Annotated in this window: 22 protein-coding genes; 15 read left to right on the top strand and 7 right to left on the bottom strand. The window is 68.0% G+C overall.

What is annotated here, in order from left to right; all coding sequences use genetic code 11:
• The 10 genes from ABZV58_RS19260 to ABZV58_RS19215 all read left to right on the top strand — a co-directional run bounded on the left by ABZV58_RS19260 (position 1) and on the right by ABZV58_RS19215 (position 8,524).
• Positions 1-984 carry an NADPH:quinone oxidoreductase family protein gene (locus tag ABZV58_RS19260; protein ID WP_355001714.1) on the top strand — a complete coding sequence of 328 codons (984 nt, stop codon included), beginning with the start codon at positions 1-3 and terminating at the stop codon, positions 982-984.
• 28 nt (positions 985-1,012) lie between these two features.
• Positions 1,013-1,774, top strand: coding sequence for a 3-oxoacyl-ACP reductase FabG (fabG, locus tag ABZV58_RS19255; RefSeq protein ID WP_355001488.1), 762 nt, complete (start codon positions 1,013-1,015; stop codon positions 1,772-1,774).
• A 19-nt stretch (positions 1,775-1,793) separates the two neighbouring features.
• Positions 1,794-2,246, top strand: a complete 453-nt coding sequence (locus ABZV58_RS19250; RefSeq protein ID WP_355001487.1) for a MaoC family dehydratase — start codon at positions 1,794-1,796, stop codon at positions 2,244-2,246.
• Positions 2,246-3,283, top strand: a complete 1,038-nt coding sequence (locus ABZV58_RS19245; RefSeq protein WP_355001486.1) for a phosphotransferase family protein — start codon at positions 2,246-2,248, stop codon at positions 3,281-3,283. The genes ABZV58_RS19250 and ABZV58_RS19245 overlap by 1 nt, the downstream gene beginning before the upstream one ends.
• Positions 3,280-4,467, top strand: coding sequence for an acyl-CoA dehydrogenase family protein (locus tag ABZV58_RS19240; protein ID WP_355001485.1), 1,188 nt, complete (start codon positions 3,280-3,282; stop codon positions 4,465-4,467). Before ABZV58_RS19245 ends, ABZV58_RS19240 begins: the two co-directional genes overlap by 4 nt.
• Positions 4,464-5,573 (top strand): acyl-CoA dehydrogenase family protein, encoded by a 1,110-nt coding sequence (locus ABZV58_RS19235; protein ID WP_355001484.1) that lies wholly within the window; start codon positions 4,464-4,466, stop codon positions 5,571-5,573. The genes ABZV58_RS19240 and ABZV58_RS19235 overlap by 4 nt, the downstream gene beginning before the upstream one ends.
• 4 nt (positions 5,574-5,577) lie before the next feature.
• Positions 5,578-6,594, top strand: a complete 1,017-nt coding sequence (locus ABZV58_RS19230; protein WP_355001483.1) for an NADP-dependent oxidoreductase — start codon at positions 5,578-5,580, stop codon at positions 6,592-6,594.
• Between the two features lie 157 nt (positions 6,595-6,751).
• Positions 6,752-7,975, top strand: coding sequence for an acyl-CoA dehydrogenase family protein (locus tag ABZV58_RS19225; RefSeq protein ID WP_355001482.1), 1,224 nt, complete (start codon positions 6,752-6,754; stop codon positions 7,973-7,975).
• A gap of 44 nt (positions 7,976-8,019) precedes the next feature.
• The gene (locus tag ABZV58_RS19220) at positions 8,020-8,343 is read left to right on the top strand and encodes a putative quinol monooxygenase (RefSeq protein WP_068053700.1); all 324 of its coding nucleotides are present in this window, start codon (positions 8,020-8,022) and stop codon (positions 8,341-8,343) included.
• 58 nt (positions 8,344-8,401) lie between these two features.
• The gene (locus tag ABZV58_RS19215; protein WP_355001730.1) at positions 8,402-8,524 is read left to right on the top strand and encodes a hypothetical protein; all 123 of its coding nucleotides are present in this window, start codon (positions 8,402-8,404) and stop codon (positions 8,522-8,524) included.
• 364 nt (positions 8,525-8,888) lie between these two features.
• Here the strand turns inward: ABZV58_RS19215 and ABZV58_RS19210 are convergent, their stop codons facing one another.
• Positions 8,889-9,542 (bottom strand): HAD family phosphatase, encoded by a 654-nt coding sequence (locus tag ABZV58_RS19210; RefSeq protein WP_355001481.1) that lies wholly within the window; start codon positions 9,540-9,542, stop codon positions 8,889-8,891.
• A 254-nt stretch (positions 9,543-9,796) separates the two neighbouring features.
• Between ABZV58_RS19210 and ABZV58_RS19205 the strand changes: the two genes are divergently transcribed.
• From ABZV58_RS19205 to ABZV58_RS19195, 3 genes are all read left to right on the top strand, one after another.
• A complete protein-coding gene (locus ABZV58_RS19205) occupies positions 9,797-10,405 on the top strand; it encodes a TetR/AcrR family transcriptional regulator (protein ID WP_355001480.1) in 609 nt (202 codons plus the stop codon).
• Positions 10,406-10,514: 109 nt separating this feature from the next.
• On the top strand, positions 10,515-11,411 hold the full coding sequence (locus ABZV58_RS19200) for a hypothetical protein (RefSeq protein ID WP_355001479.1): 897 nt from the start codon (positions 10,515-10,517) through the stop codon (positions 11,409-11,411).
• 11 nt (positions 11,412-11,422) lie between these two features.
• Entirely contained in the window at positions 11,423-11,932 is a 510-nt protein-coding gene (locus tag ABZV58_RS19195; protein ID WP_355001478.1) for a thioesterase family protein, read from the top strand.
• 92 nt (positions 11,933-12,024) lie between these two features.
• On the opposite strand, the gene ABZV58_RS19190 is transcribed toward ABZV58_RS19195, so the two are convergent.
• The 4 genes from ABZV58_RS19190 to ABZV58_RS19175 all read right to left on the bottom strand — a co-directional run bounded on the left by ABZV58_RS19190 (position 12,025) and on the right by ABZV58_RS19175 (position 15,662).
• Entirely contained in the window at positions 12,025-12,948 is a 924-nt protein-coding gene (locus ABZV58_RS19190; protein ID WP_355001713.1) for an alpha/beta hydrolase, read from the bottom strand.
• Positions 12,949-13,014: 66 nt separating this feature from the next.
• The gene (locus ABZV58_RS19185) at positions 13,015-13,173 is read right to left on the bottom strand and encodes a hypothetical protein (protein ID WP_355001477.1); all 159 of its coding nucleotides are present in this window, start codon (positions 13,171-13,173) and stop codon (positions 13,015-13,017) included.
• Positions 13,174-13,289: 116 nt separating this feature from the next.
• Positions 13,290-14,810, bottom strand: a complete 1,521-nt coding sequence (glpK, locus tag ABZV58_RS19180; RefSeq protein WP_355001476.1) for a glycerol kinase GlpK — start codon at positions 14,808-14,810, stop codon at positions 13,290-13,292.
• A gap of 36 nt (positions 14,811-14,846) precedes the next feature.
• Positions 14,847-15,662: an MIP/aquaporin family protein gene (locus tag ABZV58_RS19175; protein WP_355001475.1), complete on the bottom strand. Its 816-nt coding sequence runs from the start codon at positions 15,660-15,662 to the stop codon at positions 14,847-14,849.
• Between the two features lie 259 nt (positions 15,663-15,921).
• Between ABZV58_RS19175 and ABZV58_RS19170 the strand changes: the two genes are divergently transcribed.
• Together ABZV58_RS19170 and glpK (ABZV58_RS19165) are read left to right on the top strand one after the other, a co-directional pair.
• The gene (locus tag ABZV58_RS19170) at positions 15,922-16,686 is read left to right on the top strand and encodes an IclR family transcriptional regulator (RefSeq protein WP_355001474.1); all 765 of its coding nucleotides are present in this window, start codon (positions 15,922-15,924) and stop codon (positions 16,684-16,686) included.
• Positions 16,687-16,734: 48 nt separating this feature from the next.
• Positions 16,735-18,249 carry a glycerol kinase GlpK gene (glpK, locus tag ABZV58_RS19165; RefSeq protein ID WP_355001473.1) on the top strand — a complete coding sequence of 505 codons (1,515 nt, stop codon included), beginning with the start codon at positions 16,735-16,737 and terminating at the stop codon, positions 18,247-18,249.
• Between the two features lie 72 nt (positions 18,250-18,321).
• Here glpK (ABZV58_RS19165) and ABZV58_RS19160 read toward each other — a convergent pair whose 3' ends face one another.
• Together ABZV58_RS19160 and ABZV58_RS19155 are read right to left on the bottom strand one after the other, a co-directional pair.
• Entirely contained in the window at positions 18,322-19,035 is a 714-nt protein-coding gene (locus tag ABZV58_RS19160) for a cutinase family protein (RefSeq protein ID WP_355001472.1), read from the bottom strand.
• Positions 19,036-19,166: 131 nt separating this feature from the next.
• A complete protein-coding gene (locus ABZV58_RS19155; protein ID WP_355001471.1) occupies positions 19,167-20,090 on the bottom strand; it encodes an aldo/keto reductase in 924 nt (307 codons plus the stop codon).
• Positions 20,091-20,233 lie beyond the last annotated feature (143 nt).

The raw sequence follows: 20,233 nt of genomic DNA, 5'->3' as shown, positions 1-20,233 counted from the left end.
ATGCAGGCGTGGCGCGTTCACGAACTCGGCGAGCCGGGCGCGGTGCTGCGGCTCGACACGGTGGAGCGACCCGATCCCGGTCCGAGCCAGGTGCTCGTCCGCGTCACCGGCGCCGCGGCGAACTTCCCCGACGTGCTGATGTGTCGCGGCCTCTACCAGGTTCGTCCGCCGCTGCCGTTCACGCCAGGTGTCGAGGTGTGCGGTGAAGTGGTCGCCGTGGGATCCGACGTCTCGGGGATCGAGGTCGGCGATCGTGTGATCGGCGGAACCGCGCTGCCGCACGGCGGCTTCGCGGAATTCGCTCTGATGGACGCCGCGCAGACCTTCCCCGCGCCGCCCGCGCTGGACGACGCCGAAGCGGCCGCGCTGTACATCGGATACCAGACCGGATGGTTCGGACTGCATCGCCGCGCCGGCCTGAAAGCGGGGGAGACCCTGCTCGTGCACGCGGCGGCCGGTGGCGTCGGCAGCGCCGCCATCCAGCTCGGAAAGGCCGCGGGCGCCAGGGTGATCGGCGTCGTCGGCGGTCCGGAGAAGGCGGCATACGCCGCGAAGCTCGGCGCGGACGTGGTGATCGATCGCCGGACGCAGGATTTCGTCGAGGTCGTCAAAGAGGTGACGAACAACCGGGGCGCCGACGTCGTCTACGACCCGGTCGGCGGCGACGTCTACGCGCGGTCGACGAAGTGTGTCGCCTTCGAAGGCCGGATCCTGGTGGTCGGCTTCGCCGGTGGCGAAATCCAAACGGCCGCACTGAATCACGCGCTGGTCAAGAACTATTCCATCGTCGGCCTGCACTGGGGCCTGTACAACGCCTACGAACCGGCGGCGGTCGCCGAATGCCATCGGACGCTGACCCGGCTCGCCGCGGAGGGCGCGATCAGGCCGCTGGTCAGCGAACGGCTGACGCTGGACGGCATCGCCGAGGGCGTACAGCGCCTCGCCGACGGCGAGACCGTGGGCCGCGTCGTCTACGCGCCCTGATCGAACACGCATGACAGAGGAGAACATCATGAGCAACCAGACTCCGCGGACCGCCGTCGTCACCGGCGCGGCGCGCGGTATCGGCGCGGCCGTCGCGCGACGGCTCGCCGCGGACGGCATGGCCGTCGCGGTCCTCGATCTGGACGAGGCCGCGGCCAAGCCCGTGGCCGACGAGATCGTGGCCGCGGGTGGCCGCGCGCTCGCCGTCGGCGCGGACGTGGCCGACGAAGCCGCGGTGACGGCAGCCGTCGATCGCGTCGTCGCCGAACTCGGCGCCCCGACGGTGCTCGTCAACAACGCGGGCATCCTCCGCGACAACCTGCTGTTCAAGATGACCGTCGACGATTGGGACGCCGTCATGGGCGTGCACCTGCGCGGCGCGTTCCTGTGCAGCCGCGCGGTGCAGCGCCACATGATCGAGCAGGGGTGGGGCCGGATCGTCAGCCTCTCCAGCACGTCGGCGCTCGGCAACCGCGGCCAGGCCAACTACGCCGCTGCCAAGGCCGGTCTCCAGGGCTTCACCAAGACTCTCGCACTCGAACTCGGCAAGTTCGGTGTCACCGCCAACGCTGTTGCGCCAGGATTCATCGAGACGGACATGACCGCGGCCACGGCCGAACGCATGGGCGTGTCCTTCGAGGATTTCAAGAAGGTGGTTATCGCGCAGATCCCGGTCGCTCGCGCTGGAACGCCCGACGACATCGCCCATACCGTGTCGTTCCTGGCCAGCGAGGGCGCGGGATTCGTGTCCGGCCAGGTCGTGTACGTGGCCGGCGGACCTCGGTGCTAGGACGGAAGGACAGCGACCGATGAAGGTATTCCAGGGCTTGGCCGACATGGAGAAGGCCATCGGAACTCACCTCGGATACAGCGACTGGCACACGGTGACCCAGGAGCAGATCGACCGCTTCGCCGATGCGACGGGCGATCACCAGTGGATCCACGTGGACCCGGTGAAAGCGGCGGCGGGACCGTTCGGTACGACCGTCGCCCACGGGTTCCTCACGCTGTCGCTGATTCCGATGCTGGCTCAGCAGATCTACACCGTCGAGGGACTGTCGATGGGCGTCAACTACGGCGCCAACAAGGTCAGATTTCCCGCGCCCGTTCCCGTGGGGTCGCGGCTGCGCGCGGGCGCCGAGCTGATCTCGCTCGTGCCGGGGACACTGGGATACCAGGCCGTCACCCGCGTCACCGTCGAGATCGATGGGGCCGCCAAGCCCGCGTGCGTCGCCGAGACCGTAGCGGTGCTGGTGCCTTGATGACCGACCACAACGGCACGGATCTGCCCGGCCTCGATGTCGATCGCCTGACGGCCTGGCTGGCCGAGGTGGAGCCGGGTCTGCTCACCGGGCCGCTCACGGGTCGCCTGATCGCCGGTGGCAGATCCAATCTGACCTACGAGATCAGTGACGGCAAATCCGCGTGGATCGTGCGGCGGCCGCCGCTCGGTCACGTGCTGGCGACCGCGCACGACATGTCCAGGGAATACCGGGTCATGACCGCGCTGGCCGACACCGACGTTCCCGTTCCCGCCACTTACGCGCTCTGCGAGGATCCCGATGTCCTCGGCGCGCCGTTCTATTTGATGGAGCGGGTGATCGGCACGCCCTACCGCTTGGCGGCCGAGCTCACGACGATCGGCGCGGACCGGACGCGAACCATCTCGACCGGAATGGTCGACGCACTGGCCGATCTGCACACCGTCGATCCGGCCGAAGTCGGGCTCGCGGATTTCGGACGCCCGAGCGGCTTCCTCGCACGGCAGGTACACCGCTGGAAGAAGCAATTGGACGCCTCCTACTCCCGGGACCTGCCCGACGCGGACGAACTGTACGGCAAGCTCGCGGCCGAGCAGCCCCCGCAGTCTCCGGACGGCATCGTCCACGGCGACTACCGGCTCGACAACGTCCTGGTGGACTCCGAGGACCGGGTTGTCGCCGTAATCGATTGGGAGATGGCCACTTTGGGTGATCCGCTCACCGATGTGGCGCTCCTGCTGCTGTACCAGCGCCTCGGCGAGCTCGGTGTCCCCGGCGTCAGCGACGTGGCGTTCGCGCCCGGCTTCCTCACCGAGGCCGAAGTGCTCGACCGGTACGCCGAACGCAGCGGCCGCGACCTCGCGCACTTCGGCTTCTATCTCGGGCTGGCTGCCTTCAAACTGGCGGCGATCCTCGAAGGGATCCACTACCGCCATCTGCACGGGCAAACCGTCGGATCCGGCTTCGAGATCGTCGGATCCGGGGTCGAAACGCTGCTGCGCACCGGAATCGAAGCCCTCGAGGGGAACAACCGATGACCGACATTGTTCTAGACGACCTGCGTCAGCGCGTGCACGCGGTCCTCGCCGACAACGATCCGTCGACCACGGACGCGGTGACCTTCCATCGCGCCCGGTTCGACGCTGGACTGGCCTGGGTGTACTTCCCGGTCGGGCTGGGCGGACTCGGCCTCGACCGGGAAATGCAGCCCTTTGTGGACGGTCTGTTCGAGCAAGCGGGCGCCCCGGGCAACAACGCCGAACTCAACGGCATCGGCCTCGGCATGGCGGCTCCGACGATCCTCGCCTACGGCACACCGGAGCAGCAGCGGCGCTTCCTGCGTCCGCTGTGGGCGGGCGAAGAGATCTGGTGTCAGCTGTTCAGCGAGCCGGGCGCCGGTTCCGATCTGGCGGCGGTCGGTACAAGGGCGGTCCGGGACGGTGCGGACTGGATCGTCAACGGGCAGAAGGTGTGGACGTCGGTCGCGCACAAGGCGCAGCTGGCGATCCTGCTCGCTCGCACCGATCCGAGCCGCCCCAAGCATTCCGGCTTGACCTACTTCATCTGCGACATGACCGATCCGGGGGTCGAGGTGCGGCCGCTGCGTCAGATCACCGGTGAAGCGGAGTTCAACGAGGTTTTCCTCACCGACGTGCGGATCCCCGACACCCAGCGGCTCGGCAAGGAGGGCGAGGGCTGGCGCGTCGCCACCACGACCCTCAACAACGAACGGGTCTCCATCGGCGGGCGCGCCATGCCACGGGAAAGCGGTGTACTCGGCGTCGTCGCGCGCAGCTGGCGGGACAACCCCGGCAAGCACACCCCCGAACTGCACGACCGCCTGCTGCGACTCTGGGTCGAGGCCGAAGCAGCGCGCTTGGCCGCGACGAAGCTGCGCCAGCGAGTCGCCGGAGGACAGCCGGGCCCGGAAAGCTCCGCCCTCAAGCTCTCCTTCGCCCGATCCAACCAACAGCTGTCCGGTTTCGAATTGGAACTGCTCGGCGAGGACGGTCTCCGCTACGACGACTGGACTATGGTGCGGCCGGACCGGGTCGATTTCACCGGGCGCAGCGCCGGTTACCGGTTCCTTCGGGCCAAAGGCAATTCGATCGAAGGCGGAACCTCGGAGATCCTGCGCAACATCGTCGCCGAGCGGGTCTTGGGTCTGCCGGTCGAACCGCGCGCGGACAAGGACATCGCCTGGAAGGACCTCAGCCGATGAGCGACGACATCCTGCTGCTCGACACCGACACCGAGGCTTCGCTGCGGGACGCGGTGCGCGACCTGCTCGCCACTCACTGCGATCCGGCCGCGGTGGCCAGGGCCTACGAAGGCGACCGTGCGTTGACGCCCGGCCTGTGGAAGTCGCTCTCTCGCGATCTCGGACTCGCCGGGCTACTCGTCCCCGAGGGCCGCGGCGGCGTGGGCGGTTCCGCCCGTGACGCGGCCGTCGTTCTCGAAGAGCTCGGCCGGTTCGTCGCGCCCGTCCCGTTCCTCACCAACAGCGTGATCGCCGCGACCATCCTGCTCGCCGGTGATTCCGATCTGATCGGGCAGCTGGCGGAGGGCGAGCGCACGGTGGCGCTGCTCGCGCCGTTCACCGCCGCCTCGGCGACGGATGTGCCCACTTTCGCCAAGGACCCGGACGGACGGTTGACCGGACGCGTCACGAGCGTCGCGGGCGTGCTCGACGCCGATGTGCTGCTGGCCGCGGTGCAGACCGGCGCGGGCACCGAGATTCACGCGATTCCGATGACAGCGGCGGCGGTCGCGCCGGTCGTCTCGCTCGACATGACGCGCCAGCTCGCCGACGTCACCCTCGAGTCCGTACCAGGGCGGGTCGTCGTCGACGCCGAGTCCGGAATCGCCGCGCTGCGGACCGGTCTGGACGCGGGCGCGGCACTGCTGGCGTCGGAACAGGTCGGCGTCGCGTCCTGGTGCCTGGAAACCACGGTGGACTACCTCCAGGTGCGTCGGCAGTTCGGGCGCGTGGTCGGCGGATTCCAGGCGCTCAAGCACCGGCTCGCCGACCTCTACGTCGACATCGAGACCGCAAGCGCCGCGGCACGTTACGCCGCGGGCGCCCTCGCGGCCGGTGACCCCGACGCTGCTGTCGCTACCGCCGTCGCGGCCGCTTACTGCGCGGATATCGCGGTCCTGGCCGCCGAGGAAGCCGTCCAGCTGCACGGCGGTATCGGCATGACGTGGGAGTATCCGGCGCACCTCTACCTCAAGCGGGCGAAAGCCGACCAGATCGGGCTGGGCAGCCCAGGCCGTCACCGGTCGGTGCTCGCCGAACTCATCGATCTACGACTGGGAGAGGACTGAATCCATGAAATCGACCCAGATCCGACTCGCCGCCCGGCCCGAAGGCGAGCCCAAAGACAGCGACTTCGACTTCGTCACCGTCGATCTACCGGAACTCGACACCGGTCAGGTGCTGCTGCGTGTGCTGTACCTGTCGCTGGATCCGTACATGCGGGGCAGGATGAGCTCGGCCAAGTCCTACGCCGCTCCCGTGGAATTGGGCGACGTGATGGTCGGCGCCACCGTCTGCGAGGTGATCGACTCCCGGGCGGATTCGCTCGCGCCGGGGGACGTGGTGCTGTCGTACTCGGGCTGGCAGTCCCATGCCGTCGCCTCCGCCCGCCACGTACGGAGGCTCGATCCGGAGTCCGCGCCGATCTCGACCGCGCTCGGCGTTCTCGGCATGCCCGGGTTCACCGCGTACGGCGGCCTGCTCGAAATCGGTCGCCCGCAGCCCGGCGAGACCGTCGTCGTCGCGGCGGCCACCGGGCCGGTCGGTTCGGCGGTCGGGCAGATCGCCCGGATCAAGGGCGCGCGTGCCGTCGGCATCGCGGGCGGACCCGACAAGTGCCGCGCTCTGCTCGATGAATTCGGATTCGACGCAGCGGTCGATCACCGTGCGCCGGACTTCGCGGAGCGGCTCGCCGAGGCCGTGCCGGATGGTATCGACGTCTATTTCGAGAACGTCGGCGGGAAGGTGGCCGAGGCCGTCACGCCGCTGCTCAATCGCTTCGCGCGGATACCGGTGTGCGGCCTGGTGGCGCAATACAACGCCACCGAATTGCCCGAGGGCCCCGACCGATTGCCCGGATTCATGCGGCAGATCTTGACCCTGAGCCTGACGGTGCGCGGCTTCATCCAGGACGAGTTCATCCCCACTCGGCAGGCGGACTTCCTCCGCGACATGTCGGGCTGGATCCGCGGCGGCTCGGTCCGCTACCGGGAAGACGTCGTGGCCGGGCTGGAGAACGCCCCCGAGGCGTTCCGCGCCATGCTGGCGGGCCGCAATTTCGGCAAGGCGCTCATCCGGGTCGGTGATTGAGCCGCAGCCGGCGAACTATCCATCGAACGGTGCCGTGACATGACATGTCACGGCACCGTTCGTGTCTGTACCCGGAAGCCGCACGACCTAAAGTTGAATCCGATGTCAAATTCAAGTACGGTGCGAAGGAAGCCAACAGTCAGAACGAGGAGTTGCCATGTTCGAGTTCTCGGAGCGAGCGCGCCGATACCAGGAGGACTTGCTCGCCTTCATGGACGAGCACGTCTATCCCGCGGAGTCGATCTACCACGCGCAAATGACGGAATCCGGTGATCCGCATTTCCATCCGCCGATTCTCGAGGAACTCAAGACCGAAGCGCGCAAGCGCGGTCTGTGGAATCTGTTCCACCCGCACCCGGAGTGGGGGCCCGGTCTGACCAACCTGGAATACGCGCCGCTCGCCGAGATCATGGGCCGCAGCGCGCATCTGGCGCCGGAGGCGACCAACTGCAACGCGCCGGACACCGGGAACATGGAAGTGCTGACGCTGTTCGGCACTCCCGAGCACAAGGAGACGTGGCTGCGGCCGCTGCTGGACGGCGAGATCGCCTCGGCGTTCGCGATGACCGAGCCCGCGGTCGCCAGCTCCGATGCCACCAACATCGAGCTGCGCATGCAGGCCGACGGCGACGAGTACGTGCTCAACGGCCGGAAGTGGTGGACCTCCAACGCCTTGCACAAGAACTGCAAGGTCCTCATCGTGATGGGCAAGACGGATCCGGACGGGCCCGTGCACCGCCAGCAGAGCATGATGGTCGTCCCGATCGACACCCCCGGCGTGACCGTCCTGCGCAACCTACCCGTCTTCGGATATCAAGACCGCGAAGGCCACGCGGAAGTGGTGTTCGAGAACGTCCGGGTGCCGCGCACCGCGCTGCTGGCCGGCGAGGGCGACGGGTTCATGATCAGCCAGGCCCGGCTCGGGCCCGGACGCATCCACCACTGCATGCGCGCGATCGGCATGGCCGAACGGGCGCTGGACCTGATGATCGATCGGGCACAATCGCGCACGACGTTCGGTGCGCCGGTGGCCGACCGCGCCAACATCCAGGACTGGATCGCCGAGTCACGCATCGAGATCGAGATGGCGCGACTGCTGACGCTCGAGGCCGCCTATCTGATGGACACCGTCGGCAACCGCAACGCGCGTGTCGAGATCGCCGCGATCAAGGTGGCCGCGCCCGAGGTCGCGCTGAAGGTGGTCGACCGGGCGATCCAGGTCCACGGCGGTGGCGGCGTCTCCGAAGACTTCCCCCTCGCGAGCATGTACGCACACTTGCGGACGCTGCGTCTGGCGGACGGGCCGGACGAGGTGCACAAGCGCACCATCGCCCAGATGGAGCTGCGTCGCCGCGACCCCTCGTGGGGCAAGCGGAAGTAGCCGCACGGAAGTACCGAAACAACCCACTCCAAGAGGAGGAAACGATGGCCGAACCCTGCGTGGTGGTGGCGACCATGTTCGCGAAGCCTGGCCAGGAAGAGCTGGTGGAGAAGACGTTGCGGGCGGCAGCGCCCGCCGTGCACGCCGAGCCTGGCTGTCTGCTGTACGCACTGCACCGACGGATCGGCGAACCAGGTCGATTCGTGATGATCGAGAAGTGGGCGTCGAAGGAAGCGCTGCGCACCCACGGCCAGAGCGCCGCGCTGCGTGAGGTCGGTGCGGCATTGGGTGACGCGCTCACCGGTCCGGCCGAGGTGCTGGTCTTCGACGCGTTGCCTGCGGGCGATCCCGAATTGGGAGCGCTCTGAGATCAGAACTCGCCTGTCGGGCGGGTCGCTCGACAGGCGTTGGAGGTCGTGCCGCGCGGTGACTCGCGGCGTCCAGAAGATCGACGTGGCCGTCGCGCCAGGGCCCACGTGGCTCGGCACGCTCGGAATGCACGGCATGACGGCCTATTTCGGCCTGCTCGAGGTCGGGGAGCTGCGCTAGCACTCTGAATTCGGCGTATCCGGAGCCCCGCGCGACACCGCGCGGGGCCTCGTCCGCACGGTCACCAGAGCTTTCACCTGTCCGGCGGATCGTCCAGTTCAGGTCGTGGCCGGACAATGCGCCGCGAAAGCCGACGGGATCGAATGCTTGTGCTGCGGTGAGCACTCCGGCGGCGGTGTCGCCCGCGGCCAACCGCCGCGTGACTGCCTCGGCGGCGATGACCGCAGTGGTCCCGTAGGTGTCTCGCCCCTGAATCGTGCCGCGGGTATGGCGGCCGTGGCGGTCGACGGCGTCGATCAAGTAGGTGAACCGCTGCCCGGCCCGATCGCAATCGGCGGGACCTTCGGGAAGGCTTTCGATCAGCTCACGGCCGGTCCAGAGCGGCCCAGAGCCGCCGAGCGGTGTCCGCCGCGTCGCGGTGCAGCACGGCGGTGAGCCCTGCGCGCTCGGCCGCGACGACGTTCTGCGGCAGGTCGTCCACCATGACGGCCGCTCCGGGCTGAACATCCAAACGGGCGCAGGCGATGTCGTACGCGCGCCGGGACGGCTTGCGCACGCCGACCTCGCCGGAGATGGTGACGGCGTCGAACATCGCGGCGAGATCGAAACCGGCATAGCAGTCGTCGCCGAGCGAGTTCGACAGCAGCCCCACGCGGAATCCGGCGTCCCTGACTTCGGCCACCAGCTCGATCATGGCGTCGTCGGCGCGCAGGCCGGACTGAATGCGGCGCACGAGCCCGGTTCCGTCCACCTCGATGCCGTGTGCGCGCAGCCGCGCGGCGAAGCCTTGTTCGAACTCGCGCTCACGCATGCGTCCCTCTTCGTGCTCGACCAGCAGCGCTTTCGCCTCCGCGTCGTCGCTGAACAGGCGCAGCGGCAAGCGGGGATCGCAGCCGAGCGACTCGCCGAATGACTGGAACGCGTCGAAGACGCTGGACGTCAGCACACCCCCGAAGTCGAACAGCACGGCGGTCGCCCGGACGTGCTGCTCGGTGGGTGCGGTTGTCGGACTGGTCATGGGGGATTCCCTTTCGCTCCGTGTCGCCGGGCGCGGCCGGACGAGGCGTCACGTGCAGCTGTCGGCGGCACGGCCGAGCGCTGAATGCACGTATCCGGCAGGTCGAGTACTGCTGCTCGCAGCCGAGCGTAGTTGAATTCGAGCTCATATTCAATACTCGTCGCGGCCCGTGAGCGGGCGTTTTGCTCGGCGGTACAGCCCTGCGGACCATACCGGTCCGCCGGTTTCGAGCGGGCGGATGCGAGACTGGGCCGGTGACCGGATCAGAAGACCGCTCGCGCGCCGACGAGACGCGAGCACGGCTGTTGGAGGCCGCTGTCGCCGCGTTTGCCGAGCGTGGCTTCCACGGCTCGACGACCCGCGACATCACATCGATCGCCGGCCTCAGCACCGCGGCGATCTACGTGCACCACCGTTCCAAGGAGGAGCTGCTCTATCAGGTCTCACTGGCGGGCCATCGGGACACCCTGGCCACGATCCAGGCCGCGATCGCCTCGGCGGACGACCCAGTAGACCAGCTGATCGCAGTGATGCGCGACTTCTCGATCCACCATGCCCGCGCGCACACCGTGGCCAGGGTCATCAATTACGAGCTCACCGCGCTCAGCCCGGAACACCAGCAGGAGATCAGAGCGGTCCGGCGCGTCATCGACAGCGAGGTGCGTGGCCTCATCGAGCGCGGCGTCACGGCGGGCGTCTTCGACAACCCGAATCCGCGTATGGCGGCGATCGCGCTGCTCTCGCTCGGCATCGACCTCGCGCGGTGGTACCGGGACGACGGCCGGTGGTCGCCAGAGGAGATCGGCGACTACTACGTCGACCTCGGCCTGCGCATCGTCGGCGCGCGGAAGCGGGACGGCTGACCTTTCGGCGTGGCACTGTTTCCACAGCTCCGCACTCTTGAACTTGACATCGGATTCGGGTAACTATCGAAGGCGAGTTTCCAGCACGATCAGATATCGGAGCAGTCTCTTGACTACGGTCTCCCCGCACAGTGCTCGCCTGACCTTCCGCGCCCTCGAGCCGATCCACGGCATGATCTACTTCACCCCGCACGGCCCCGGCGCGTATCGCGACCTGGGCATCACGGATCTTCGGATGATGTACTTCGCCTCCAGGTCCGCTGCCTTCGGCCCGGTGGCGGCCGATGTCACCGTCGCCGCGTTCTTCAACTTCAATCCGGTCGCGGTGCATGCCGTCCTCCCCGCCGCGTGGGGAATCGCCTCTCCCGCAGCTATTCTGCGCGCCCGGTTTGCTGCCGCCGATCGGTCGCTCCGGCAGGTATGGGGCGATCACGTCACCGGCGCCGAGGTGCGCGAGGCCGCCGATCTCGCCCGGCGCGCCGCCGAACGCGCCTGCGAGCGGCCCCAGGGACGTCCGCTGTTCGCGGCCCACGCGGCGCTGCCTTGGCCCGACGAGCCGCACCTGGTGCTCTGGCACGCGCAGACATTGCTGCGGGAGTACCGAGGTGATGCCCATGTGGCCCTGCTCGCCACGGAGGGGCTCGACGGCATCGAGGCGTTGATCACGCACAGCGCGACCGGGGAGATCGCAGCGGAAGTGCTGCGGGCGAGCCGATCCTGGAGCGAGCAGGACTGGGCTTCCGGCGTGGACCGGCTCCGTGCCAGGGGCTGGGTTACGAAAGAGGATCTGGCGCTGACCGAGCACGGCACCGCGCGGCGCAAGTGGATCGAGGATCGGACCGACGAACTGGCGGTCCATCCGTACGAGGCGATCGGCGAAGACGGGTGCGCACGCCTGCGCGCGCTGGTCTCGCCGCTGGCGATCCGGGTCATCGAAGGCGGCCTGGGATTTCCGCCGGTGCTGTCGGAGCGCTACCGGCAGGCCATCCAGACCGGATTTCGGTGAGGCGGGTGAACATGGCGGCGGTGCGACCGGAGATCGCCCAGGTACTCGCGGTTCCCGCCGCGTTCACCAAGCAGATCCCGCCGGATTTCGAAGACAGCAACGGGCACATGAATGTGGCGCACTACTTCCGGCTGCACGGCGAAGCGATGTGGCAGCAGCACCGTGCGCTCGGCTACGGCGAGTCGGGCAGGTTCGGGATGTTCGCGATGGAGCAGCACGTCGCCTACTACCGGGAAGTGCTGGTGGGTCACGAGGTTTCGGTGCACGTCTGCGATGTGGGACGCACCGACAAGGTGATGCGCGGCATCTCGTACCTGGTCAATCGCACCCTCGGTGAGGTCGCGAGCTCGTTCGAGTTTCTGACGATGAACGTCGATCGGGTGTCTCGGCGCCCGGCGGAGTTCGAGGCCGTCGTCGCCGCGGCCTTGGACGAATCGATTGCGCGCGCTCGGTCGCTGGGATTCGGACCCGAGTACGGCGTGCTGGAATTGCGTCCGAGGACGGCCCGCGTGCGGAACTGAGCGGCTTCCTGGCGGCGGCGTAGCGATTTCGCGACGCCGCCACCCGAGCGGACCGGCCCGCCGAAAGCTGTTGCCGTTCCGGTTGATTCGATTCAGCCGAGGCTGTGGACGAAGTCGATCAGGGCGGCGTTCACTTCGGCCGCCCGTTCCTGTTGGATCCAGTGCCCCGCACCGTCGAGGATGATCGACCCGCGCAGGTCGGACAGCACCGCGGTCATCTTGGCGGTCGGGGTGAATCGGATGACCGGATCCTCCGATCCGGCGATGAACAGGGCGGGCTTGTCGATCTCGGCGTCGGCCAAGTCTGCCGTGAGCTCCCAGTTCCGGTCCAGGTTGCGGTAGTAGTTGAGCCCGCCGGTGAAGCCGGTGGCGGTGAAAGCCTCGATGTAATAGCCCAATTCGGCTTCGCTCGTCCAGTCCGGGACCGCGGGCTCGGCGCCGATGAGATCGCGAGCGCTGATGACGTCGTCCTGGAGCAGCGTGCGCCGGACGTCCGCCGCCAGCGCGGCGTCGGCTACGCCCGGCTCCTGGAACCAGCACATGTAGAAGTCGTCGCCGAGCCGGGACCGCAGGATCGCCATCGGCGGCGCCGAGGAGCGCGGCGTGACCGGAACGCTCAGGCCCGCCACCGCCCGCACCCGGCTCGGATGCCGAAGAGCGAATTGCCATACCACCGACGCGCCCCAGTCATGGCCGACGAAGATCGCGTCATCGAGACCCGACTCGTCGAGGAGGCCGGCCAGATCGGCGCACAGGGCGGTGATGTCGTAGTCCTCGATCCGGTCCGGGCGAGAGCTGCCGCCATACCCGCGCATATCGGGGGTCAGCGTACGGAAACCCGCCTCGGCGAACGCGAAGACCTGGTGGCGCCAAGAGAATCCGAGCTCGGGGAATCCATGGCAGAAGACCACCGCGGGGCCTTCGCCGTGGTCGACGACGCGCAGCTCGATCCCATTCGTCGCAACTCGGCGACTGCCGAGACGCAGCCATCGGTCCAGCAGATCGTGTGTTTCCATCCCGTGGCCCACCTCGTGTTCGGATGCCGTTTCGATCACCGACCGTATTCAATTCTGACGTCGGATTCAACTATTTGCGTCGCCGATCAGGGACATCTGATCCCACAGCGGCTGGACTTGGAACCAGCCCGCGCGGTGGGTGCCGACCTGTTCCCGGGTGATCAGCGCGGTCTCCCGACCGAACAGTTCGGGGCGTCCCACGGCCATCGCCAGGAGCTGAACCACCACACAGCAGCGAAGCCAGCAGGTCGATGACCTGCTGGCTTCGCCAGCGGGTGGAGCTGAGGGGACTCGAACCCCTGACTCCACTCAGGAGTTCTCGGATAAGCCGACGTCGCCCCTCATTCGTCGACGTCGATCCAATCGAGGGTGCGGGAGACGGCCTTCTTCCAGCGCGCGTAGCCGCGCTCGCGCTGCTCTTCCGACCAGGTGGGAGTCCAGCGCTTGGCCTCGTTCCAATTCTGTTCGAGCTCGTCGGTGTCGTTCCAGAAGCCGACGGCGAGCCCCGCCGCGTAAGCGGCGCCCAGCGCGGTGGTCTCGGCGACTACCGGCCGCGACACCGGCACACCGAGGAAGTCGGCCTGCAACTGCATGCACAGCTCGTTGGCGGTGACGCCGCCGTCCACACGCAGCACGTCGAGCTTCACCCCGGAGTCGGCCTGCATGGCCTCGACGACGTCGCGGGACTGGTAGCAGATCGATTCCAGCGTCGCCCGCGCCAGGTGAGCGTTGGTGCTGTAGCGCGACAGGCCGACGATGGCTCCGCGCGCGTCCGAACGCCAGTACGGCGCGAACAGTCCCGAGAACGCTGGGACGAAGTACACCCCGCCGTTGTCCTCGGCCTGTCGGGCCAGCGATTCGCTCTGCGCCGCACCGGAGATGATGCCCAGCTGATCGCGCAGCCACTGCACTGCCGAGCCGGTCACCGCGATCGAACCCTCCAACGCGTACACCGGCTTGTCCGAGCCGAGCTGGTAGGCGACCGTGGTGAGCAGTCCGTGCTGCGACCGCACGATCTCGGTTCCGGTGTTCAGCAGCAGGAAGTTGCCGGTGCCGTAGGTGTTCTTGGCTTCGCCAGGACGGAAGCAGACCTGCCCCACCGTGGCCGCCTGCTGGTCGCCGAGCACACCCGACAGCGGCACCGCACCGCCGAACGGACCGTCGGCGCGGGTGGTCCCGAACAGCTCCGGGTTGGACGAGGGCGCGATGGCGGGCAGCATCGCGCGCGGGATGCCGAAGATCGACAGCAGCTCGTCGTCCCAGTCCAGCGTCTCCAAACTCATCAGCATGGTGCGGCTGGCATTGGTCGGATCGGTGACGTGTACCCCGCCGTCCACGCCGCCGGTGAGCTGCCACAGCAACCAGGTGTCGGTGGTGCCGAAGAGCGCGTCGCCACGCTCGGCGTCCTCGGCCACACCCGGGACGTTGTCCAGGATCCAGCGCAGCTTCCCGCCGGAGAAGTAGGTGGCCGGCGGCAGGCCCGACTTGCGCCGGATGGTGTCACCGTGCCCGGCCTTCTCGAGGTCGGAGGCGATGCGATCGGTGCGGGTGTCCTGCCACACGATGGCGTTGCAGTACGGCCGCCCGGTCTTGCGGTTCCACACCACCGTGGTCTCGCGCTGGTTGGTGACGCCGACCGCGGCCAGATCGCTCGCCACCAGATCGGCCTTGGTGAGGGTGCTCTGGATGACCGCACGGGTGCGCTCCCAGATCTCGGTCGGGTTGTGCTCCACCCACCCCGGGCGCGGCAGGATCTGCTCGTGCTCGAGCTGGTGGCGGGCAACCTCGTTGCCGCTGTGGTCGAACACCATGAAGCGGGTGCTCGTGGTGCCTTGGTCGATGGCGCCGACGAACTTGGTCATCGCGGTCCTTTCGAGAAACTGCTGTCGGAAATGGATTCAGAACAGGAACTGCGCAGCGAGACCGGCGAGCGCGCCGCCGACCAGCGGGCCGAGCACCGGCACCCAGGCATAACCCCAGTCGGAGTTCTTGCGGGTCGGTTCGGCGCTGACGTCGGGCGACTCGACCGACGAGCGGGCGCCGACACCCACCGGAACCCGGGCCGCATCGGCCGGCACGGGCTGGCTGACCGGCAGGAGTGCGTGCGCGATGCGCGGACCGAGGTCGCGAGCCGGGTTGATGGCGTATCCGGTCGGGCCGCCGAGCGATGCGCCGATGCCGACGACGAGGAACGCCGCCGCGACCGGGCCGAGTCCACTGGGGGTGTGTCCCAACGCGAGGATCACCAGGACCAGGGTGAACGTGCCGATCACCTCGGTGGCGAAGTTCCAGCGGAAGGCGCGGATCGCGGGGCCGGTGGCGAACACCGCGAGCTTCTTCTCCTCGTCGGTCTCCTCGTCGAAGTGGCGCTTGTAGGCCAGGTAGGCAACGGTCGCGCCGAGGAACGCGCCGGCCAGCTGACCGCTCAGATAGGCGAGCGTCGTGGCGCCCGAGATGGCGATACCGGAGGCGTACTCGTCGGCACCGCTGAACAAGATGCCGATGGTGACCGCAGGATTGAGGTGGCCGCCGGTCTTGTAGGCGACATAAACGCCGGCCAGCACCGCGAACCCCCATCCAAAGTTGATCAGTAGCCAGCCGCCGTCCTGTCCTTTGGACTTGGCCAGCAATACGTTCGCGACCACACCGACCCCGAGCAGCAGCAGCACTCCCGTACCGAGTGCTTCGCTGAGGAAGATTGAGCCGAAGTTCATCGTTGAGCCTCCGTTTCGCCCCGCAGGTCGCGGCCGCGACCGTGCGTGAACGGAAATTACGGCGGGATTACCGAGTCGGACATAGCTCGTATTCGACAATGCCGAATGGCTCGGCTGGTTGCCAGACCTCGGCGCCACTACCGTCCGACTCGCTAGGAGGATGTATGGCGCAGCTCACACTGGGTTTCAATGATGTGACCCAGGTATTACCGAAGATTCGACATTGTCGAATCGTCACTTGCCGGAGAGGTTTCCCGACATGCCAGGTCCGATCCAATCAATCGAGCGAGCAGCGGCCGTGCTGCGGTTGCTGGCCCGTGGATCCGGTCGTCTCGGCATCGGCGACATCGCGGGTGCGCTCGATCTCGCCAAGCCGACCGCGCACGGCATTCTGCGCACGTTGCAGGGCGTCGGTTTCGTCGAGCAGGACTCGGCAACCGGCAAATACCAGCTCGGCGCCGCGCTGCTGCATCTGGGCACCAGCTATCTCGACGCTAACGAGCTGCGCTCCCGGGCGATCAACTGGGCCGACGCCCTCGCGGCGCGCACCGGAGAGTCGGTGCGGATCGGCGCCCCGATCGGCGGCGCGGTGGTGGTGGTCCACCATGTGTTCCGGCCGGACTACACCGAGCAGGCGCTCGAGCTCGGCGAACTCTTGCCCCCGCACGCCACTGCTCTGGGCAAGGTCCTGCTGGCCTACGACACCGACCTGGCCGCCACGGTACGCGGACGCGAACTGGCTCCGCTCACACACCGCACTCTCGTCGACCGAGCCGCGCTGGCCAGGGCGCTGGCCGTGGTGCGGCAGGCCGGATGGGCAGGCGACACCGAGGAATTCCGGTCGGGCGAGGCGGGTATCGCCGCGCCGATCCGGGCGCCCGGCGGTCTCGTGGTCGGCGCCATCGGCATCACCGGCCGGGTGGATCGACTGTGCGACGCACAGTTGCGGCACCGGCCGGCGCTGGTCGGTTATGTCCTCGACGCCGCACGGGCGGTCTCGAGGGATCTCGGTGCGCCGCACTGAGTTCCGGCAGGCCGGTGACTGGCGGGCTTCGACTGAAGGCGGCCGCCGATGACGCAACGTTACGTGCTGTCCATCGATCAGGGCACCACCTCGACCCGCTGCATCCTGTTCGACCAGCGCGCCCGCTTGGTCGGCGTCGCGCAGCGCCCGCATCAGCAGCACTATCCGCGCCCGGGATGGGCCGAGCAGGACGCGCTGGAGATCTGGCGCAACGTCGAGCGGATCGTGCCGCAGGCGATGCGGGATTCCGGCGTTGCCGCCAACCAGATCGTCGCGCTCGGCATCGCCAATCAGCGTGAGACCACCGTGGTGTGGGACCGCCGCACCGGGATGCCGATCGGGCGCGCCATCGTCTGGCAGGACGTGCGGACCGAGGAGTTGGTCAGCGAGCTGCGCGAACGGCCGGGTGCGGACCGGATCCGCGAGCTGTGCGGCCTGCCGCTGGCCACCTACTTCGCGGCGCCGCGGCTGCGGTGGATGCTGGACGCCGTCCCGGGTCTGCGCGACCGCGCCGAGCGCGGCGAGGTGCTGTTCGGCACCATGGAGACCTGGCTGATCTGGAATCTCACCGGCGGGGTCGACGGCGGGCTGCACCTCACCGATGTCACCAACGCCAGCCGCACCTTGCTGATGAACCTCAGCACCCTCACCTGGGACGACGAACTGCTGGCGTTCTTCGGCATTCCCGCGGCGATGCTGCCGCACATCCAGCGCTCCACCGCGTCCTACGGCGTGACCCGCCGGGTGGTGCCTGGCATACCGATCGCCGCCGCGCTGGGCGACCAGCACGCCGCGCTGTTCGGCCAAACCTGTTTCGCGCGTGGGGAAACCAAGTGCACTTATGGCACCGGTGGGTTCCTCATGATGAACACCGGACGCGATCTGGTGCGGTCCGAGCACGGCCTGCTCACCACGATCGGCTACCAGATCGGCCCCGAGCCGGTATACGCGTTGGAGGGACCGATCGCGGTCACCGGCTCGCTCGTGCAGTGGGTGCGGGACAACATCGGCCTGGTTACCAGCGCGCCGGAGATCGAAACGCTCGCGCGCACCGTCGAAGACAACGGCGGCTGCTATGTGGTGCCCGCGTTCTCCGGGCTGTATGCGCCGCATTGGCGCAGCGACGCCCGCGGCCTGATTGCCGGACTGACCTCCTACATCACCAAGGGGCACATCGCCCGCGCCGTGCTGGAGGCCACCGCGTGGCAGACCCGCGACGTGGTCGAGGCGATGAACGCCGACTCCGGCCTGCAGGCCGCCACCCTGCGCGTGGACGGCGGCATGACGTCGAACAACCTGCTCATGCAGATCGTGGCCGACGTACTCGACGTACCCGTCATGCGTCCGTTGGTCGCCGAGACCGTCTCACTGGGTGCGGCGTATGCCGCCGGCCTCGCTGTCGGTTACTGGCCGGATCTGGAGGGTCTGCGCAACAATTGGCGCCTTGCCGCCCAATGGCTTCCGCGAATGGACCCCGCGCATCGCGAGGACGAGTACGAGAAGTGGAGGCGCGCGGTGGAACTGACCTTCGGCTGGGTGCGATCGAAACCGCGTGCTCGCTAGAAGCGTGTCGACCGATCACCGCGGCGCGGTGATCGGTCGGACGCGTACCAGCCCGGCCGCGGGAGGAAACGACTACGAGCCGAGTTGCTCGCGGACGAATGCCGCAGCCTGGTCCCGGTAGTCGTTGACGAAGTACGCGAAATGCCCAGGACTCAAGGCATTTCCGAACCCGGCGGCCGGATCGCCGCCCTGGCAGACGCGGTCGGCGGCGGCGCAGTAGGAGCGCACGCGGTCGGTGAATTCTCCGAGGGCGCCGACGGGCAGCGCGGCGGTGCCCGACAGGGCGGGATCGTAGTTGCCGCGGTTGAAGGGGTCGGCGCCGTTGAACAGCGGACTGCCGAACAGGGCGATCGCGTCGATCTGCGCGGCGGCTTGGTCGGTCAAGGCGGTCCGCGTGCGAAGGGTGTTGCCGATGACGCGGGTGCCCTGTGAGTAGCCAAGGAGGACGAGCTGCTGATTCGGGCATTCGGCTGCGGCCTTGTTCACGAGTGCCGTCAGGTTCTCGACGCCGCGCACAGCGCTGTCGGGAGCCATCGAGGCGGGATACTCGAGTTCGGTCACTGTGGTGCTGCGGCCGGATTCCTGGGCGATCCGCCGGGCCAGCGGGGTCAGCAGCAGACTGCCGATCTGCGGTTCGAGCGTGCCACGGACGGTGACTACGCGGACCTCCGCGCAGCCGGTGGAACTGGGGGAGGGCTCAGCGGACGCGATCGGGAGGACCGGCAGCGCCAGCGCCGCGGCGACGGTCGTGGTAGCGCACAGCAGGATTCGAGATCGTTCACGCATGCGCCCACTGTATTGCGCCCCGCGGCCGCGGCGCCAGATGCCGCACACCAGTTCAGCGAACGGACGGCCATTGTCGTTGTCTTGCTTGTCCTCCGGCGTGCGAGGCGCGTCAAGGAAGCCGCCGACGACTGCTACATGTCGTGCTCCCAGCTACCGCGCGTGTCGACGCCCGCAGCATCCCCCAGCGCCTCCAGCTCCGCGATCTCCTCGTCGGCGAGCTCGATGCCGCAAGCGCGGACCAACCCGTCGATGTAACCCGCCTTCGTGACCCCGATGATCGGGGTGGTCCCCTTGGCAATGGCCCAGGCGGTGGCGACGTCGGCGGCGGACGCGCCTCGGTCCTCGCCGATCGCTCCCATCCTGGCCGTCAGCACCTGCAGCTGGGGCAGGATGCCGTTGTACACAGCCGCCCGGCTGCTGCCGTCCGGCAACGGATGAGCCGGGCTGTACCTGCCGGTCAGCGCCCCTTGCTCGAGAACCATGTAGGAAAAGAACCGCACGTCGTGCTCGCGGCAGTGATCGAGGATGCCCGCGCGCTCAGAGCTTCGGTACAGGAGACTGTAGTGGTTTTGGACCGCCTCCACACGGAAGCCGGCCTCGCCGAGGATCTGATCGGCAAGAGCGATCTCCTTCATGTTGTGGTTCGAGACGCCAACATGTTTGACCCTGCCGCTCTGCAGCAGCGGTATCAGAAGCGGCGTCCAACGGGCCACGTCGGCAGGGTTGTGGATCCAGTACAGATCCACATAGTCCGTGTCCATTCGGTCGAGGCTCTGCTCCAGCATGTCGGCGACCGGATCGTCGCCGTCACCCGCGACCTGCGGGGTGAACTTCGTCGACAGCTGGTACTCGCTGCGGGCGTAGCCTTTCAGCGCCTGAGCGAGGACCGTCTCCGAGTGGCCCATGCCGTACACCACCGCGGTGTCCCACAAGGTGAACCCGTTCGAAAGCGCCTTCTCGACGACCTCTCGCAGGCCGGACTCGGTCAGCCGACTGCCGAAATAGCCGTCGCCCACCTCGCCGCTGTCTCCCCAGGCCCACGTGCCCAGCGCCACCGCCGACGCGGTCAGCGTCTTGCTCGTCATATCGCCTACCTCCAGTCTCATTTCTCATCACCCATGGGATCGTGTCGGGACGTTCGATCCCCAGGAGACCGCGATGGCCGCCACCGGAGAAGGTCGCGTTTATAGGGGGTGTG

Source organism: Nocardia sp. NPDC004654 (assembly GCF_040609595.1).
Classification (GTDB): Bacteria; Actinomycetota; Actinomycetes; order Mycobacteriales; family Mycobacteriaceae; genus Nocardia.
This window is presented reverse-complemented; position numbering and strand designations above follow the sequence as displayed.

Coding starts and splice junctions, on each gene's coding strand:
- ABZV58_RS19260 (WP_355001714.1), top strand. CDS start 1: ATGCAGGCGTGGCGCGTTCACGAACTCGGCGAGCCGGGCGCGGTGCTG.
- fabG (WP_355001488.1), top strand. CDS start 1,013: ATGAGCAACCAGACTCCGCGGACCGCCGTCGTCACCGGCGCGGCGCGC.
- ABZV58_RS19250 (WP_355001487.1), top strand. CDS start 1,794: ATGAAGGTATTCCAGGGCTTGGCCGACATGGAGAAGGCCATCGGAACT.
- ABZV58_RS19245 (WP_355001486.1), top strand. CDS start 2,246: ATGACCGACCACAACGGCACGGATCTGCCCGGCCTCGATGTCGATCGC.
- ABZV58_RS19240 (WP_355001485.1), top strand. CDS start 3,280: ATGACCGACATTGTTCTAGACGACCTGCGTCAGCGCGTGCACGCGGTC.
- ABZV58_RS19235 (WP_355001484.1), top strand. CDS start 4,464: ATGAGCGACGACATCCTGCTGCTCGACACCGACACCGAGGCTTCGCTG.
- ABZV58_RS19230 (WP_355001483.1), top strand. CDS start 5,578: ATGAAATCGACCCAGATCCGACTCGCCGCCCGGCCCGAAGGCGAGCCC.
- ABZV58_RS19225 (WP_355001482.1), top strand. CDS start 6,752: ATGTTCGAGTTCTCGGAGCGAGCGCGCCGATACCAGGAGGACTTGCTC.
- ABZV58_RS19220 (WP_068053700.1), top strand. CDS start 8,020: ATGGCCGAACCCTGCGTGGTGGTGGCGACCATGTTCGCGAAGCCTGGC.
- ABZV58_RS19210 (WP_355001481.1), bottom strand. CDS start 9,542: ATGACCAGTCCGACAACCGCACCCACCGAGCAGCACGTCCGGGCGACC.
- ABZV58_RS19195 (WP_355001478.1), top strand. CDS start 11,423: ATGGCGGCGGTGCGACCGGAGATCGCCCAGGTACTCGCGGTTCCCGCC.
- ABZV58_RS19190 (WP_355001713.1), bottom strand. CDS start 12,948: ATGGAAACACACGATCTGCTGGACCGATGGCTGCGTCTCGGCAGTCGC.
- glpK (WP_355001476.1), bottom strand. CDS start 14,810: ATGACCAAGTTCGTCGGCGCCATCGACCAAGGCACCACGAGCACCCGC.
- ABZV58_RS19175 (WP_355001475.1), bottom strand. CDS start 15,662: ATGAACTTCGGCTCAATCTTCCTCAGCGAAGCACTCGGTACGGGAGTG.
- ABZV58_RS19170 (WP_355001474.1), top strand. CDS start 15,922: ATGCCAGGTCCGATCCAATCAATCGAGCGAGCAGCGGCCGTGCTGCGG.
- glpK (WP_355001473.1), top strand. CDS start 16,735: ATGACGCAACGTTACGTGCTGTCCATCGATCAGGGCACCACCTCGACC.
- ABZV58_RS19160 (WP_355001472.1), bottom strand. CDS start 19,035: ATGCGTGAACGATCTCGAATCCTGCTGTGCGCTACCACGACCGTCGCC.